This is a genomic window from Roseateles chitinivorans (assembly GCF_050632145.1).
Lineage (GTDB): Bacteria > Pseudomonadota > Gammaproteobacteria > Burkholderiales > Burkholderiaceae_C > Roseateles > Roseateles chitinivorans_B.
On the sequence record NZ_CP192577.1, the window covers coordinates 3,330,012 to 3,345,328 of the forward strand.

The 15,317-nt window shown below is 68.6% G+C and carries 16 protein-coding genes; 14 read left to right on the forward strand and 2 right to left on the reverse strand.

Annotated features, from left to right (window positions below; translation table 11 throughout):
• Positions 1 to 40: 40 nt before the first annotated feature.
• From pyrH to ACQ86G_RS15415, 14 genes are read left to right on the forward strand one after another with little or no spacing between them, the layout of a single operon-like run.
• Positions 41 to 751, forward strand: coding sequence for a UMP kinase (pyrH, locus tag ACQ86G_RS15350; protein WP_431256162.1), 711 nt, complete (start codon positions 41 to 43; stop codon positions 749 to 751).
• 49 nt (positions 752 to 800) lie between these two features.
• Positions 801 to 1,361 carry a ribosome recycling factor gene (gene frr, locus ACQ86G_RS15355; protein ID WP_088403598.1) on the forward strand — a complete coding sequence of 187 codons (561 nt, stop codon included), beginning with the start codon at positions 801 to 803 and terminating at the stop codon, positions 1,359 to 1,361.
• Between the two features lie 13 nt (positions 1,362 to 1,374).
• Entirely contained in the window at positions 1,375 to 2,106 is a 732-nt protein-coding gene (uppS, locus tag ACQ86G_RS15360; protein WP_255362421.1) for a polyprenyl diphosphate synthase, read from the forward strand.
• A 1-nt stretch (position 2,107) separates the two neighbouring features.
• Positions 2,108 to 2,941: a phosphatidate cytidylyltransferase gene (locus tag ACQ86G_RS15365; protein ID WP_431256163.1), complete on the forward strand. Its 834-nt coding sequence runs from the start codon at positions 2,108 to 2,110 to the stop codon at positions 2,939 to 2,941.
• A gap of 52 nt (positions 2,942 to 2,993) precedes the next feature.
• Positions 2,994 to 4,202, forward strand: coding sequence for a 1-deoxy-D-xylulose-5-phosphate reductoisomerase (gene ispC, locus ACQ86G_RS15370; RefSeq protein WP_431256164.1), 1,209 nt, complete (start codon positions 2,994 to 2,996; stop codon positions 4,200 to 4,202).
• Positions 4,203 to 4,256: 54 nt separating this feature from the next.
• Positions 4,257 to 5,627, forward strand: a complete 1,371-nt coding sequence (gene rseP / locus ACQ86G_RS15375; RefSeq protein ID WP_431256165.1) for an RIP metalloprotease RseP — start codon at positions 4,257 to 4,259, stop codon at positions 5,625 to 5,627.
• Positions 5,628 to 5,660: 33 nt separating this feature from the next.
• Positions 5,661 to 7,940: an outer membrane protein assembly factor BamA gene (gene bamA / locus ACQ86G_RS15380; protein WP_431261414.1), complete on the forward strand. Its 2,280-nt coding sequence runs from the start codon at positions 5,661 to 5,663 to the stop codon at positions 7,938 to 7,940.
• A complete protein-coding gene (locus ACQ86G_RS15385; RefSeq protein WP_297525927.1) occupies positions 7,940 to 8,449 on the forward strand; it encodes an OmpH family outer membrane protein in 510 nt (169 codons plus the stop codon). Before bamA ends, ACQ86G_RS15385 begins: the two co-directional genes overlap by 1 nt.
• Positions 8,450 to 8,457: 8 nt before the next feature.
• Positions 8,458 to 9,534, forward strand: a complete 1,077-nt coding sequence (lpxD, locus tag ACQ86G_RS15390) for a UDP-3-O-(3-hydroxymyristoyl)glucosamine N-acyltransferase (protein WP_431256166.1) — start codon at positions 8,458 to 8,460, stop codon at positions 9,532 to 9,534.
• Positions 9,531 to 9,989, forward strand: coding sequence for a 3-hydroxyacyl-ACP dehydratase FabZ (fabZ, locus tag ACQ86G_RS15395; RefSeq protein WP_088403604.1), 459 nt, complete (start codon positions 9,531 to 9,533; stop codon positions 9,987 to 9,989). The genes lpxD and fabZ overlap by 4 nt, the downstream gene beginning before the upstream one ends.
• 58 nt (positions 9,990 to 10,047) lie before the next feature.
• The gene (gene lpxA / locus ACQ86G_RS15400; RefSeq protein ID WP_431256167.1) at positions 10,048 to 10,839 is read left to right on the forward strand and encodes an acyl-ACP--UDP-N-acetylglucosamine O-acyltransferase; all 792 of its coding nucleotides are present in this window, start codon (positions 10,048 to 10,050) and stop codon (positions 10,837 to 10,839) included.
• Positions 10,840 to 10,857: 18 nt separating this feature from the next.
• Positions 10,858 to 12,003, forward strand: a complete 1,146-nt coding sequence (gene lpxB, locus ACQ86G_RS15405) for a lipid-A-disaccharide synthase (RefSeq protein ID WP_431256168.1) — start codon at positions 10,858 to 10,860, stop codon at positions 12,001 to 12,003.
• A complete protein-coding gene (rnhB, locus tag ACQ86G_RS15410) occupies positions 11,975 to 12,619 on the forward strand; it encodes a ribonuclease HII (RefSeq protein WP_431256169.1) in 645 nt (214 codons plus the stop codon). The genes lpxB and rnhB overlap by 29 nt, the downstream gene beginning before the upstream one ends.
• Positions 12,616 to 13,389 (forward strand): TrmH family RNA methyltransferase, encoded by a 774-nt coding sequence (locus ACQ86G_RS15415; RefSeq protein ID WP_431256170.1) that lies wholly within the window; start codon positions 12,616 to 12,618, stop codon positions 13,387 to 13,389. The genes rnhB and ACQ86G_RS15415 overlap by 4 nt, the downstream gene beginning before the upstream one ends.
• 45 nt (positions 13,390 to 13,434) lie before the next feature.
• On the opposite strand, the gene ACQ86G_RS15420 is transcribed toward ACQ86G_RS15415, so the two are convergent.
• Both ACQ86G_RS15420 and ppsR read right to left on the reverse strand, forming a co-directional pair.
• Positions 13,435 to 14,325, reverse strand: a complete 891-nt coding sequence (locus tag ACQ86G_RS15420; RefSeq protein WP_431256171.1) for an EamA family transporter — start codon at positions 14,323 to 14,325, stop codon at positions 13,435 to 13,437.
• 15 nt (positions 14,326 to 14,340) lie between these two features.
• Positions 14,341 to 15,162 (reverse strand): posphoenolpyruvate synthetase regulatory kinase/phosphorylase PpsR, encoded by an 822-nt coding sequence (ppsR, locus tag ACQ86G_RS15425; protein ID WP_431256172.1) that lies wholly within the window; start codon positions 15,160 to 15,162, stop codon positions 14,341 to 14,343.
• Positions 15,163 to 15,317: the final 155 nt, after the last annotated feature.

Below are 15,317 nucleotides of genomic sequence, written 5' to 3' on the forward strand. Positions count from 1 at the left end.
GCACGACACTCCCTCCATCGGCTGTATTGAAGAGGTAACAATGCCCGCCCACAAACGCATCCTGCTCAAGCTTTCCGGTGAAGCCCTGATGGGCGAAGACTCCTACGGGATCAACCGCGCCACCATCGTGCGCATGGTCCAAGAGATCCAGGAAGTGACGAAGCTCGGCGTCGAGGTCGCGGTCGTCATCGGCGGCGGCAACATCTTCCGCGGCGTGGCGGGTGGCGCGGTCGGCATGGACCGCGCGACGGCCGACTACATGGGCATGCTGGCGACGGTGATGAACTCGCTGGCGCTGGCCGACACGATGCGCCAGGAAGGCATGACCGCGCGTGTCATGTCGGCCATCGCGATCGAGCAGGTCGTCGAGCCCTACGTGCGTCCCAAGGCGCTGCAGTACCTGGAAGAGGGCAAGGTCGTCGTCTTCGCCGCCGGCACCGGCAACCCCTTCTTCACGACCGACACCGCCGCCGCGCTGCGCGGTGCCGAGATCGGCGCCGAGATCGTGCTGAAGGCGACCAAGGTCGACGGCGTCTACACGGCCGACCCGAAGAAGGACCCGACGGCCACGCGCTACTCGCGCATCAGCTTCGACGAGGCCATCGGCAAGAACCTGCAGGTGCTGGACGCGACCGCGTTCGCGCTGTGCCGCGACCAGAAGCTGCCCATCAAGGTGTTCTCGATCTTCAAGCCGGGCGCGCTGAAGCGCGTCGTGATGGGCGAGGACGAGGGCACGCTGGTGCACGTCTGAACGGGTTGGCGCGTTAGAGACCACGCCGCCCCTGATCGAGGAAAAGAACATGAGCATCGCCGACATCAAGAAGAACGTCGAAGCCAAGATGGCCAAGTCCGTCGAGGCGTTCAAGAACGAGCTGCAGAAGATCCGCACCGGTCGCGCCCACCCGGGCCTGCTGGACCAGGTGCACGTCGATTACTACGGCTCGATGGTCCCCATCTCCCAGGTGGCCAACGTCACGCTGCTGGACGCCCGCACGGTCAGCGTGCAGCCCTGGGAAAAGGGCATGAGCCAGAAGATCGAGAAGGCCATCCGCGAATCGGACCTGGGCCTGAACCCGTCGTCCATGGGCGATCTGATCCGCGTGCCGATGCCGCCGCTGTCGGAAGAGCGCCGCCGCGATCTGGTGAAGGTCTCCAAGGGCGCCGCCGAAGACGCCAAGGTGGCCGTGCGCAACCTGCGCCGCGACGCCAACGAGCAGGCGAAGAAGGCCGCCAAGGACAAGGTCATCACCGAGGACGACGAGCGTCGCAGCCAGGACGAAGTCCAGAAGCTGACCGACCGCGTCGTCTCGGACATCGACAAGCTGCTCTCGGCCAAGGAAGCCGAGATCATGGCCGTCTGACCGTCGCATCCTCGTGAGCGCCGACAGCAAGGCGGGAGTGCCCCGCCATGTGGCCATCGTCATGGATGGCAACGGTCGTTGGGCGAAGAAGCGCTTCCTCCCGCGTTTCTTCGGCCACAAGCAGGGCGTCGACGCCCTGGTGCGGGTGGTCCAGGCCTGCATCGATCGCGAGATCGAGTACCTCACCGTCTTCGCCTTCTCCAGCGAGAACTGGAAGCGGCCCAGCGACGAGGTGTCCGGCCTGATGGGCCTGGTGCTGGCGGCGGTGTCGCGTTACCTGGCGCGCATGGGCGCGATGGGCGTGCGCATCCGCATCGTCGGCGACCGCGAGGCGGTCTCCGACAAGCTGCGCGCCGCCTGGGCCGAGGCCGAGGGCTCCACCGCCCACAATTCCAAGCTGACGCTGAACGTCGCCTTCAACTACGGTGGCCGCTGGGACATCGTCCAGGCCTGCCGCAAGGCGATGGAAGCGGGCGTGCCGCCTGCCGAGCTGACCGAGGCCCGGTTGTCCGAGTTCATGGCGATGAGCTATGCGCCGGATCCGGACCTCTTCATCCGCACCGGCGGTGAGCTGCGCATCAGCAACTTCATGCTGTGGCAGACCGCGTACACCGAGTTCGTGTTCTCCGACTGCCTGTGGCCCGAGTTCGGCGAGGCGCAACTGGACGAGGCGATCGCCGCGTTCCGGGCGCGCGACCGCCGCTTCGGCGGGGTCAACGTTCCGGGCGTCGCCCAGGAGGCTTGAGATGCTGCTTCAGCGCGTGATCACGGCCCTGGTGCTGCTGGCGATCCTGCTGCCGGCGCTGTTTGCGGCCGACCCGATCTGGTTCGGGCTGCTGACGCTGGTGATGATCGCGGCGGCCGGTTGGGAGTGGTCGCGCCTGAACGGCAAGCCCGGTGCGCCGGCGCTCGCGTTCGGCGCGCTGCTCGCCGCCGCCTGCGCGGCGACCTTCTACGCCGTCGGCTTCGACGTGCCGTCGTGGTGCTGGTGGCTGGCCGGCGGCATCTGGGTACTCGGCGGCGTGCGCGCGCTCGCGGCTGGCGTCGCCGGATGGCCGAAGCTGTCGCCCGTGCTGAGACTCGTGCTCGGCGCGGTGCTGCTGTGGGCCGCCTGGCTCGCGCTGATCGTCGCGCGCCAGCGCGGCATCAATTTCCTGCTGTCGGCGATGTGCCTGGTCTGGATGGCCGACATCGCCGCCTACTTCTCCGGCAAGGCCTTCGGCAAGCGCAAGCTCGCGCCGGCGATCAGCCCGGGCAAGAGCTGGGAAGGCGCGATCGGCGGCCTCGTCGGCGTGATCGTCCTGGGCTTTGTCTGGGTCCACGTGATCGACGTGCGCGTGCCGGTCGATTCGGCCTCGTTGTACACGGTGCTGGTCAAGCGCATCGGCGTCGTGTCGCTGCTGGCCCTGGTCTTCCTGTCGGCGATGAGCGTCGTCGGCGATCTCTTCGAATCCCTGGTCAAGCGGGCCGCGGGCGCCAAGGACAGCAGCCAGCTGCTGCCCGGGCATGGTGGCGTCCTGGACCGCGTCGATGCGCTGCTGCCGGTGCTCCCGCTGGCGCTGGCGCTGACTTCCCTCTGATCCTTCCCTCCGATCCCCCTCGATCCCCGGGACCGCCGCGAGACCTCCTGCGATGACCGATCACCTCCACCGCCCGCAGCAGGTCTGCGTGCTGGGCTCCACCGGATCCATCGGCACCAGCACGCTGGACGTGATCGCGCGCCATCCGGATCGCTATCGGGTCTTCGCCTTGTCGGCGATGAGCCGCGTCGACGAACTGGCCGCGCAGTGCGTGCAGTTCCAGCCGCGCTTCGCCGTGCTGCCCGATGCCGCGCTCGCCTCGCAGCTGCGCTCGAGGCTGCGCGAGGCCGGTTCCCGCACCGAGGTGCTCGACGGCATGGCCGCGCTGAGTGACGTCGCCGCGCATCCCGACGTGGATGCGGTGATGGCCGCGATCGTCGGTGCCGCCGGCCTGCCGCCGGCGATGGCCGCGGCGCGCGCGGGCAAGCGCCTGCTGCTGGCGAACAAGGAGGCCATCGTGCTCGGCGGCGCGCTGTTCATGCGCGCGGTGGCGGAGGGCGGCGCGACCTTGCTGCCGGTGGACTCGGAGCACTCGGCGATCTTCCAGTGCCTGCCCGAGGATCGCTCGACCTGGTCGCAGCGCATCGACCACATCGTGCTGACCGCGTCCGGCGGTCCGTTCCGCCAGCGGGATCCGGCCTCGCTGGCCGACGTCACGCCCGAACAGGCCTGCGCCCACCCGAACTGGGTGATGGGCCGCAAGATCTCGGTCGACTCGGCGACGATGATGAACAAGGCGCTCGAGGTCATCGAGGCGCGATGGCTTTTCGACCTGAAGCCCGAGCAGATCAAGGTGCTGATCCATCCGCAGAGCATCGTGCACTCGATGGTGGTCTGCCGCGACCACTCGGTGCTGGCCCAGCTCGGCACGCCCGACATGCGTGTGCCGATCGCCTATGCGCTGGCGTTCCCCGAGCGCATCGTCTCGGGCGCGGGTGTCCTGGACCTGCTCAAGACGCCCAGCCTCGCCTTCGAGGAGGCGGACCAGCGCCGCTTCCCCGGTCTGCACCTGTCGTGGCAGGCGCTGCGCGCCGCCGAGGGCAGCACCGCGGTGTTGAACGCCGCCAACGAAGAGGCGGTCGCCGCGTTCCTCGATCGCCAACTGCGCTTCGACCACATCTGCCGTGTCAACCGCGAGGTGCTCGAATCCGTGAATCCCGAGGCCGGCGAGGTCGACAGCGTCGAGGGCCTGCTGGCGCTCGACGGTCGCGCCCGCCGCCATGCGCGACAGCAGATCGCGGCGCTTGCCGCGGCGGTCTGATCCTCCGGTCGACGACCGCCGCCCCGCCCAGACCTCGATCCAGGACGCCCCGCGATGCTTTCCCAAGTCCTCTATTTCCTCGTCACGCTGGGCATCCTCATCGTCATCCACGAGTGGGGCCACTACCGCGTGGCCCGCGCCTGCGGCGTCAAGGTGCTGCGCTTCTCGGTGGGCTTCGGCCGCGTGCTGCTGCGCCGGCGCCGGTCGCCCGACAGCACCGAGTTCACGCTCAGCGCGATCCCGCTCGGCGGCTACGTCCGCATGCTCGACGAGAGCGACGGCCCGGTGGCGCCGGACCAGCAATCGCAGGCCTTCAACCGCAAGACGCTGTGGCAGCGTGCGGCGATCGTCGCGGCGGGTCCCGCGGCCAACCTGATCCTGGCGGTGCTGCTGTTCGCGGTCGTCGGCTGGATCGGCCGCGAAGAGCCCAAGGCGCTGCTCGGCTCCCCGGCGGCCGGCGGACTGGCCGAACGCGCCGGCCTGCGCGCCGGCGACTGGGTGCAGGCGTGGTCCCACGACGGCCAGGACTGGGAGGACATCCGGTCGATGCCGGACTTCGGCTGGCAGCTGGCGCAGTCCGTCGCGGACCGGCAGCCGCTGCTGATCAGCGTCAGCGACGCGGCGGGTCACGGTCGTCGGACGGTGCGCCTGGACACCGACACGCTGGAGACCCGCGACTTCGACGAGAAGACGATGGGCCGGATCGGGCTGGGCGGCGTCTTCGTCGAGCCGGTGCTGGGCCGCATGGTCGACGGCGAGCCCGCGCAGGCCGCGGGCCTGCTGCCCGGCGACCGCGTGCTGCGCGTCAACGACGAGCCGGTGCCGGACGTCGCCTGGTTCATCCAGCGCGTGCGCCGCGCCGTCGTCGACGGGCAGCCGGAGCCCTTGCGCGTGCTCGTGCGTCGCGACGGACAGTCGCTGGAGCGCGTGGTCACGCCGCGCGTCGAGGTCAACGGCGACCAGCGCGTGGCCCGCATCGGTGCGGGTTTCGATGCCCGCCCGTCCACGGTCATGGTGCACTACGGCCCCGTCGAATCGGTGCGGCAAGGCCTGACCCGCACCTGGGAACTCAGCGCGCTGACGGTGAAGACACTGGGTCGGATGTTGGTCGGTGAAGCTTCGGTAAAGAACCTCAGCGGGCCCATCACGATCGCCAAGGCGGCGGACCAGTCGGCCAGCCTCGGATTGACCGCATTCCTGAGCTTCCTCGCCGCCGTCAGCGTGAGCCTCGGCGTGCTGAACCTGCTGCCGCTGCCGATGCTCGATGGCGGACACCTGATGTATTATCTTTTCGAGGGTTTGAGCGGCCGCCCTGTCTCTGAGTGGTGGCACAAGCAGCTGCAACGCGCAGGCATTGCCGTCGTGCTGCTGATGATGAGCCTGGCCCTTTTCAACGATCTGACCCGCACGCTGGGTCTGCACTGAAGCTTCCGCATGCCCCGATTCCTGCCCGACGCCTTGCGCCCCCACGTGATCCAACTGGCGGTGCTGGCCACCGCGCTGCAAGCCGGTTCCGCCTGGGCCGCCGAACCGTTCGTACTCAAGGACATCCGCGTCGAGGGCCTTCAGCGGACCGACCCGGGGACGGTGTTCGCGGCGCTGCCGTTCCGCATCGGCGACACCTACAACGATGAGAAGGGCGCCGCCGCGCTGCGCGCGCTGTTCGCGACCGGCCTGTTCAAGGACGTCCGCATCAACCTCGACACCGATGCCGTCGTCATCGTGATCGAGGAACGTCCGATCATCGCCAACGTCGGTTTCGTCGGCCTCAAGGAGTTCGACACCGAGGCGCTGACCAAGTCGCTGAAGGACGTCGGCATCGGCGAAGGCAAGCCCTTCGACAAGGCGCTGGCCGACCGCGCCGAGCAGGAACTGAAGCGTCAATACCTGACCCGCTCGCTGTACGGTGCCGAGGTCACGACCACCATCACCCCGATCGAGCGCAACCGCGTCAACGTCAGCTTCTCGGTGACGGAAGGCGAGCCGGCCAAGATCGCCGAGATCCGCATCCTGGGCAACAAGGTCTTCAGCGAAGGCACGCTGACGGGGCTGCTGGAGCAGACCACCTCGGGCTGGCTGACCTGGTACACGAAGACCGACCGCTACTCGCGCGCCAAGCTGAACGCGGACCTGGAAACGATCCGCTCGTACTACCTGAACCGCGGCTACCTCGAGTTCAACGTCGAGTCCACGCAGGTCACGATCTCGCCGGACAAGCAGAGCATCAGCATCGCGATCACGGTCAGCGAAGGCCAGCCGTACACGGTCAACGGGATCAAGCTCGAAGGCGACTTCATGGGTCGCGACGAGGAGTTCAAGCGCCTGATCGCGCTCAAGCCCGGCCAGCCGTACAACGGCGAGGCGGTGGCGCAGACCACGCGCAACTTCCAGGACCTCTACGGCACCTTCGGCTACGCCTTCGCGCGGGTCGAGAGCCGCCCGGAGATCGACCGCGCGACCGGCCAGGTCACGGTGACGCTGGTCGGCGAACCGCAGCGTCGCGTCTACGTGCGCCGCGTGCTGGTCTCGGGCAACACCCGCACGCGGGACGAAGTGATCCGCCGCGAGTTCCGCCAGTTCGAATCGTCGTGGTACGACGGCGCCCGCATCAAGGCCTCGCGCGACCGTGTCGAGCGCCTGGGCTACTTCAAGGACGTCACGATCGACACGACCGAGGTCCCGGGTTCGCCCGACCAGGTCGACGTCACGCTGACGGTCACCGAACGTCCGACCGGCAACATCCAGATCGGCGCCGGCTACTCCAGCGCGAGCAAGCTGTCGCTGTCGGGCTCGATCTCGCAGGAGAACGTGTTCGGCTCCGGCAACTACCTGGGCATCCAGGTGAATACCGCCAGCACCGGCCGTTCGCTGGGCGTCACGACGGTGGACCCGTACTTCACCGTCGACGGCGTGTCCCGCGCGATCGACGTGTTCTACCGGACCGTCAAGCCGATCAACAACCTCGGCGAGGAATACGAGTTCGCCTCGTACGGCGGGTCGGTCAAGTTCGGCGTGCCGTTCTCCGAGGACGACACGGTGTTCTTCGGCATCGGCTACGAGACGACGCGCATCACGACGCGCACCGGCCTGCCCAACAGCTACTGGCTGTTCCGCGAGCAGTTCGGCGCGTCGGCGATGTCGATCCCGCTGACGATCGGCTGGAAGAAGGACAACCGCGACTCCGTGATCACGCCGACCGCCGGCGCGATGAAGCGCGTGAACCTGGAACTGAGCCCCGTCGGCGATTCGCGCTACACGATCGCCAACCTGCAGTACCAGGAGTTCTTCCCGCTGGGTCGCAAGTTCTCGCTGATGGTCAACGGCGAATTCGCCTACGGCAAGGGCCTCAGCGGCCGGCCGTATCCGATCTTCAAGAACTTCTACGGCGGCGGCCTGGGGTCGGTGCGGGTGTTCGAGCCCGGCACCCTGGGCCCGGTCGACGTGACCGGCTCCTACACCGGCGGCAACCGCAAGTTCAACCTGAACACCGAGTTTTACGTGCCGGTGCCCGGCTCGGGCAATGACAAGAGCTTCCGCCTGTTCGCGTTCCTGGACGCCGGCAACGTGTGGGGCCAGGACGAGAAGCTCGACTTCGGCAGCGTGCGCGCGTCGGCGGGCGCGGGCATCAGCTGGCTGTCGCCGATGGGTCCGCTGCGGCTGAGTTACGGTTCGCCGATCCGCAAGAAGCCCACGGATAGAATCGAGCGATTCCAATTCCAGATCGGGACTGCATTCTGATGAAGAGCAAGCTGTCGCAGATCGTCGCCACCGTCCTTCTGGCGGGCGCGGCGAGCCTGGGCGCGCAAGCCCAGGAAGTCAAGATCGGCTACGTCAACAGCGAGCGGATCCTGCGCGAGACCAACTTGGCCAAGGCGGCGGAGACGAAGCTGCAGGCCGAGTTCAGCCGGCGCGAGAAGGCGCTGGTCGAGCTGGAAACCAAGCTGCGCGGCGCGGCCGAGAAGCTCGACAAGGACAGCCCGGCACTGAGCGAGGCCGAGCGCGGCCGCCGCCAGCGCGAACTGATCGAGCAGGACCGCGACCTGCAGCGCAAGCGCCGCGAGTTCAACGAGGACGTCGCCCAGCGCAAGAACGAGGAACTCTCCGCCGTGATCGAGAAGGCCAACAAGGTCATCAAGCAGATCTTCGAGCAGGAGAAGTACGATCTGATCGTTCAGGACGCGATTCATGCCAGCCCCCGCGTGGACATCACGAAGAAGGTGATCGACGCGCTCAACGGTCAGAAGTGACGCCCAAAGTGACCACGAAGCAGGTCCTGGTCTCCGATCTGATCGCCGCCTTGGGCGGCGATCTTGTTGGTGCGTCCGAGACGGCGATCCGCGCGATCGCGCCGCTGGAAGATGCCGGCGCGGACGCGATCTCCTTCCTCTCGAATCCCAAATACGAAGCGCAGCTGGCGACGACGCAGGCGGCCTGCGTGATCGTGTCGCCCAAGCTGGCGGACGCCGCCGCGGCCCGCCAGGGCGCCGGCACGACCGCGTGCTGCATCGTGGCGCCGGATCCCTACCTCTACTTCGCGCGGCTGACCCAGTGGTGGGCCGCGAACATGCGCAAGCCGCGCGTGACGCCGGCCATCCATCCGACCGCGACGGTCGCGGCGGATGCGGTGATCGGCCGGGGCGTCGAGGTCGGCCCGCATGCGGTGATCGAATCCGGCGCGGTGCTGGGCGACGGCGTGCGCATCGGTGCGCACACGATCGTCGAGCAGGACGCCCGCATCGGCGCGCACACGCGGCTGGCGCCGCACGTGGTGTTCGGCCATGACTGCGTGATCGGCGAGCGCTCGATGCTGCACAGCGGCGTCGTGATCGGCGCGGACGGTTTCGGCTTCGCGCCGGCCAAGCGCGCGGACGGCACGCCCGGTGTCGAGTGGGTCAAGATCGAGCAGCTCGGCGCGGTGCGCATCGGCGACGGGGTCGAGATCGGCGCCAACACCTGCGTGGACCGCGGCGCGCTGGGCGACACGGTGATCGCCGACGGCGTCATCATCGACAACCTGGTGCAGATCGCGCACAACGTGAAGATCGGCAAGGGCACGGCGATCGCCGGTGCGACGGCGATCGCCGGCAGCGCCGAGATCGGCGCCAACTGCATCGTGGCCGGCGCGGCGCGCATCAACGGGCACATCCGCATCACCGACGGCGTGCAGATCGGCCCGACGGCCAACATCAGCAACAGCATCGACAAGCCCGGCGCCTATGCCGGCATGTGGCCCTTCGAGGATGCCGCATCGTGGCAGAAGAACGCCGCCGCCCTGCGCGGGCTCTATGAGCTGCGCCAGCGCGTGCGTGCCCTGGAAAAGAAGACGACATGACTGAGACGACCCGCATCGACATCCACGGCATCCTCGAGAAGCTGCCGCACCGCTATCCCATCCTGCTGGTGGACCGAGTCCTGGAAGTGGAGAAGGGCGTGCGCATCCGCGCGATCAAGAACGTCAGCATCAACGAGCCCTTCTTCCAGGGGCACTTCCCGCACCGTCCGGTGATGCCGGGCGTGCTGATCCTGGAAGCGCTGGCGCAGGCCGCGACGCTGCTGGCGGTCGAGAGCTACGACTTCACGCTGGACGAGAACCACGTCGTCTACTTCGCCGGCATCGACGGCGCGCGCTTCAAGCGTCCGGTCGAACCGGGCGATCAGCTGATCCTCGAGGTCACGCTGGACCGCGCCAAGGCCGGCATCTACAAGTTCGGCGCCAAGGCGCTGGTCGGCACCGACATCGTGGCCGAGGCCGGCCTGATGTGCACGATGCGCAAGCTCGACTGCTGAGCCTCTGCTGGCTCTCCCGACGACCCCCTTGCTGAACCGCCGCTGAATCCGGACGCCCATGGCCCAGATCCATCCCACCGCGATCGTCGACCCGAAGGCCGCGCTCGACGACACCGTCCAGGTCGGCCCGTACGCGGTGGTCGGCCCCGAGGTGCGCATCGGCGCGGGCACCCGCGTCGGTCCTCACACCGTGATCGAGGGCAGGACCACGATCGGTCGCGACAACGCCATCTTCCAGTTCGCGTCGATCGGCGCGATGCCGCAGGACATGAGCCACGGCGGCGAGGTGACGGAGCTCGTCATCGGCGACCGCAACACGATCCGCGAGTTCTGCACCTTCAACACCGGCACGTTCAAGGAACAGGGCGTCACGCGCGTCGGCTCCGACAACTGGATCATGGCCTACGTGCACCTGGCGCATGACGTCATCGTCGGCGACCACTGCGTGCTGGCCAACAACGCGACGCTGGCCGGCCACGTGCACGTCGGCGACTGGGCGACGATCGGCGGCCTGACCGGCGTCCATCAGTTCGTGCACGTCGGCGCGCACGCGATGATCGGCTTCCAGGGCCATGTGGCGCAGGACGTCGCGCCCTACATGACGGTCGACGGCAACCCGCTGGGCGTTCGCGCGGTCAACCTGACCGGCCTGCGCCGCCGCGGCTTCAGCAACGACCGGATCGGCGTGATCCGCCAGCTGCACAAGCTGCTGTTCCGCGACGGCACGACGCTGGAGCAGTCCGTGGCCAACATCGAAGCGCTCCAGCAGGGCCAGGACGCGGAGTCGATCCGTGACATCCAGCTGATGCTGGACTTCCTGGCGGGCGCCAAGCGCGGCCTCGTCCGCTGATCGGCCCGGACGACCGACATGAGTTCCACGGATCCTCGACTGGGCCTGGTGGCCGGCGAGGCCTCCGGAGACCTGCTCGCCAGCCTGCTGCTGCAGGGCCTGAAGGCGCGCTGGCCTGAGCTGAGTTCGGCCGGCATCGGCGGCCCGAAGATGCAGGCGCAGGGCTTCGACGCCTGGTGGCCCAGCCACAAGCTGTCGATCTTCGGCTACTGGGACGCCATCAAGAACATCCGCGAACTGCTCGCGATCCGGCGCCAGCTCGGCGACCGCCTGATCGCCGAGCGGCCGTCGGTCTTCGTCGGCGTCGACGCGCCCGACTTCAACTTCGGCCTGGAACAGCGCCTGCGCGAGGCCGGCATCAAGACGGTCCACTTCGTCTGCCCGTCGATCTGGGCCTGGCGCGCGGAGCGCGTGCAGACCATCAAGCGCAGCGCGGACCACGTGCTGTGCCTGTTCCCGTTCGAGCCTGCGATCCTGGAGAAGGCCGGCATCCCGTCGACCTACGTCGGCCACCCGCTGGCGGACCAGATCCCGTTCGAGCCGCCGCGCGAGGAAGCGCGACGCGACCTGGGCTTCGGGGAGGCCGACACGATCGTCGCCATCCTGCCCGGCAGTCGCCGCAGCGAGCTGGACTACATCGGCCCGCCGCTGCTGGACGCGGCCCGACGCATGCACCAGGCGCGTCCGGCGCTGCGCTTCGTCATCCCGATCGCCCCGGGACTGCGTCCGATGGTCGAGGCGCTGATGGCGCAGCATGGCCAGGGCCTGCCGATGACGCTGGTCGACGGCCGCGCGCAGGACGCGCTCGCCGCCTGCGACCTGACGCTGGTCGCCAGCGGCACCGCGACGCTGGAAGCGGCGCTGCTGAAGCGGCCGATGGTGATCGCCTACAAGCTGCACTGGTTCAACGCGTGGCGGATGAAGGGCAAGGCGCTGCTGCCGTGGGTGGGGCTGCCGAACGTGCTCGCGCGCGAGACGCTGGTGCCCGAATGCCTGCAGGACGATTGCACCGGCGAGCGCATCGCCCGCGAGGGCCTGGCCTGGCTGGACGATGCGCCGCGCCGGGAGCGGCTGCGCGAGCGCTTCCTCGAGATCCACCAACAGCTGCGCTGCAACACCGCGCAAAGGGCCGGCGATGCGATCGCGAAAATCCTCGGCGCCTGAGCTTCCGGCGCAACTCGGCCTCGAGTGGGTCCGCGAGGGGCTGCTGTGCGGCGTGGACGAAGCGGGCCGCGGCCCGCTCGCGGGTCCTGTGGTCGCCGCGGCGGTGATCCTCGACGACCAGAACCCGATCAAGGGGCTGAACGACTCGAAGGTGCTCAGCGAGAAGAAGCGCGAGCAACTGTTCGACGAGATCCGCGCCAAGGCGCTGTGCTTCTGCATCGCGGAAGCGACGGTCGAGGAGATCGACCGCATCAACATCCTGCAGGCGACGATGCTGGCGATGCGCCGCGCGGTCGAGGGCCTGCGGCTCAAGCCCGCGCACGTGCAGGTCGACGGCAACCGGCTGCCGGTGCTGCGCATCCCGGCCGAGGCCATCGTCAAGGGCGATGCGCTCGTGCCGGCGATCTCGGCCGCGTCCATCCTGGCCAAGGTGCACCGCGACCGCTTCTGCCTGCAGATGCACGAGCAGCATCCGGAATACGGCTTCGACAGCCACAAGGGCTACGGCACGAAAGAGCACCTGGACGCGCTGCGCGTGCACGGCGCGACCGTGTGGCACCGGCAGAGCTTCGCGCCGGTGCGCACGCTGGAACTTCCTGAAGCACGCATCGCATGAGCTGGCAGTCCATCACCGCGCGAGACAACCCGAACCTGCAGCGCCTGCGCAAGCTGGCGCAGGACGGCGGCGCCTATCGCAAGCTGGGCGGCGTCTGGCTCGAGGGCGACCACCTGGCCCGCGCGGCGGTGCAACGCGGTGTGAAGCCGTCGCTGGCGCTGATCACCGATGCGGCCGCGGCGGACGAGGCGCTGCATGCGCTCGCCGACGTGGCGCCCAAGGTGCTGGTCGTGTCGCCCGAGTTGTTCAAGACGGTGTCGGGCCTGGAGTCGCCGGCGCAGATCGGTTTCGAACTGGCGCTGCCGACGCAGCCGCGCATCGACGCGAAGGCCGACTCGGTCGTGCTGGACCGGCTGCAGGACGCGGGCAACGTCGGCACGATCCTGCGCAGCGCCGGGGCCCTGGGCTTCCGTCAGGTGCTGGCGCTCAAGGGCACGGCGGCGCTGTGGTCGCCGAAGGTGCTGCGCGCCGGCATGGGCGCGCACTTCGGGCTGAATCTGGTGGAAGGACTGAGCGTCGAGGACCTCGACGCGCTGAAGGTGCCGCTGCTGGCGACGAGCTCGCACGCCGATGCGCTGCTGCATCAAGCCGATCTCCCGAACCCGTGTGCCTGGGTCATGGGCCACGAAGGGCAGGGCGTCGCCCAGGCGCTGATGCAGCGCTGCGCGCTGCGTGTCGGCATCCCGCAGCCCGGCGGGGAAGAGTCGCTCAACGTGGCCAGCGCGGCCTCGATCTGCCTGTACGAAAGCGCGCGTCGCAGGCTGGGCTGACGGCACGCCGCTCGCAATGGGCGGGATGCGGCCCGCTCGAGGCGGTCAGTGCGCCATCGCGAGCGCCGCGACGCCCAGCGCGATGAACACCGCGCCGGCGATGCGCCATCCGCGCTCGCCTTCACCGAACAACTGTCCGCCGATCAGCGCGGCGAACAGCATCGACAGCTCCCGCGCCGGCGCGACGCGCGACAGCGGCGCGAGCTTCATCGCGTAGAGCACCAGGATGTAGGCCGACGGCGCCCCGACGGCCACCACCAGCGCATGCTTCCATTGCCGGCGCAGCGCGGGCAGGAAACCGGCGCGATCGCGCAGCACGGCGGGAAGGCTCACCGGCACGCGCAGCAGGTTGCAGAGGTAGTCGTAGAGGATCGGCGACAGCGCCAGCACCTTCACCGCATAGCCGTCGATGACGCTGTAGGCCGCGATCGTCGCGCCGGTGAGCGCGCCCCAGGCGATGCCCATCTGGCGCTTGCGATGCAGCGCCGGATCGCGGGTCGCGCCCTTGGCGAAGAACGTCGGCCCCGCCGCCATCAGCAGGATCCCGCCGACCACGCCCGCGAGTCCGAGTCCGCCGCCCAGCCCGAGGTGCTCGCCCAGCAGCACCACCGCCACCAGCGACGACAGCAGCGGCCCGCTGCCGCGCGCGACGGGATAGACGATGGTCATGTCCGCCGCGCGGTAACCGGCGAGCAGGGCGTTGAAATAGGCGAGGTGCACGACCGCGCTGGCGATCACGGCGGTCCACGCCTGCCAGCCCCATCCGGGCAGGTCGTCGAACCCGACGACGACGACCACCGGCAGCCACAGCAGCGTGACGCCGACGGCGGTCATGCAGGCGAAATGATGGTTGCCCTGCGCCTTCTTGGCGGCGAAGTTCCACAGCGCGTGGATCAACGCCGCCGCGACGACCAGGGCGAGCGCGCTCGCTGGCATCGGTCGGGAAGGGGCTCAGTACATCAGGCGATCAGGACGGATGTCGCGCAGGATCGTCGTGGCGATCTCCTCGATCGACTTGTGCGTCGACGACAGCCAGTTGATGCCGGCCTTCTTCATCATCGTCTCGGCCTCGCGCACCTCGTAATGGCAGTTCATGAGGTCGGCGTACTTGCTGCCGGGACGGCGCTCGTTGCGCACCTGCGCCAGGCGCTCCGGATCGATCGTCAGGCCGAAGCACTTCTTCTTGTGCGGGATCAGCAGCGAGGGCAGGTGGCCGCGATCGAAGTCCTCGGGGATCAGCGGGTAGTTGGCGGCCTTGATGCCGTGCTGCATCGCCAGGTACAGCGAGGTCGGCGTCTTGCCGCAACGGCTGACCCCGACCAGGATCACGTCCGCCGAATCGAGGTTGCGCGCCGACTGCCCGTCGTCGTGCGCCAGCGAGAAATTGATCGCCTCGATCCGGTCGTGGTACTCCTGGCTCTTGGCCACGTCGGAGAAGCGGCCCACGCGGTGGCTGGACTTGATCCGGAACTCGTCCTCCAGCGGCGCGATGAAGGTGCCGAACATGTCCATCACGAGGCCTTGACACTCCTGGCGCACGACGTTGAGCACCTCGCGGTTCACCAGCGTCGCGAACACGATGGGGCGCACGCCCTCGCGTTCGCCGGTCTCGTTGATCTCCTGGACCAATTGGCGGGCCTTCTCGCCGCTGTCGATGAAGGGGCGGCGCACGTGGCGGGCCTTCACCGAGAACTGCGCCAGGATGGAGTTACCGAAGGTTTCGGCGGTGATGCCGGTGCCATCCGAAACGAAGAAGACGGTGTGCTGGGTCATGGGGGCCTTTGAATCGTGCCGGGCATTGAACCTGGAGCCTTCGCCGGAGCGGGCATGCCGCATGCCGAAGCGGGAAGTTCGGCCGTTGTTTCGCCTCGGCCCGGCCCCGAACGGGGGCTTACATCATAGATCGGCGACCCACTAGAATCGTCCGC

Excerpts from the sequence above, each read along its gene's own strand:
- rseP (WP_431256165.1), top strand. The coding sequence starts at position 4,257 with ATGCTTTCCCAAGTCCTCTATTTCCTCGTCACGCTGGGCATCCTCATC.
- frr (WP_088403598.1), top strand. The coding sequence starts at position 801 with ATGAGCATCGCCGACATCAAGAAGAACGTCGAAGCCAAGATGGCCAAG.
- ppsR (WP_431256172.1), bottom strand. The coding sequence starts at position 15,162 with ATGACCCAGCACACCGTCTTCTTCGTTTCGGATGGCACCGGCATCACC.
- pyrH (WP_431256162.1), top strand. The coding sequence starts at position 41 with ATGCCCGCCCACAAACGCATCCTGCTCAAGCTTTCCGGTGAAGCCCTG.
- fabZ (WP_088403604.1), top strand. The coding sequence starts at position 9,531 with ATGACTGAGACGACCCGCATCGACATCCACGGCATCCTCGAGAAGCTG.
- ACQ86G_RS15365 (WP_431256163.1), top strand. The coding sequence starts at position 2,108 with ATGCTGCTTCAGCGCGTGATCACGGCCCTGGTGCTGCTGGCGATCCTG.
- lpxA (WP_431256167.1), top strand. The coding sequence starts at position 10,048 with ATGGCCCAGATCCATCCCACCGCGATCGTCGACCCGAAGGCCGCGCTC.
- rnhB (WP_431256169.1), top strand. The coding sequence starts at position 11,975 with ATGCGATCGCGAAAATCCTCGGCGCCTGAGCTTCCGGCGCAACTCGGC.
- lpxB (WP_431256168.1), top strand. The coding sequence starts at position 10,858 with ATGAGTTCCACGGATCCTCGACTGGGCCTGGTGGCCGGCGAGGCCTCC.
- ACQ86G_RS15385 (WP_297525927.1), top strand. The coding sequence starts at position 7,940 with ATGAAGAGCAAGCTGTCGCAGATCGTCGCCACCGTCCTTCTGGCGGGC.
- ACQ86G_RS15415 (WP_431256170.1), top strand. The coding sequence starts at position 12,616 with ATGAGCTGGCAGTCCATCACCGCGCGAGACAACCCGAACCTGCAGCGC.
- ACQ86G_RS15420 (WP_431256171.1), bottom strand. The coding sequence starts at position 14,325 with ATGCCAGCGAGCGCGCTCGCCCTGGTCGTCGCGGCGGCGTTGATCCAC.
- ispC (WP_431256164.1), top strand. The coding sequence starts at position 2,994 with ATGACCGATCACCTCCACCGCCCGCAGCAGGTCTGCGTGCTGGGCTCC.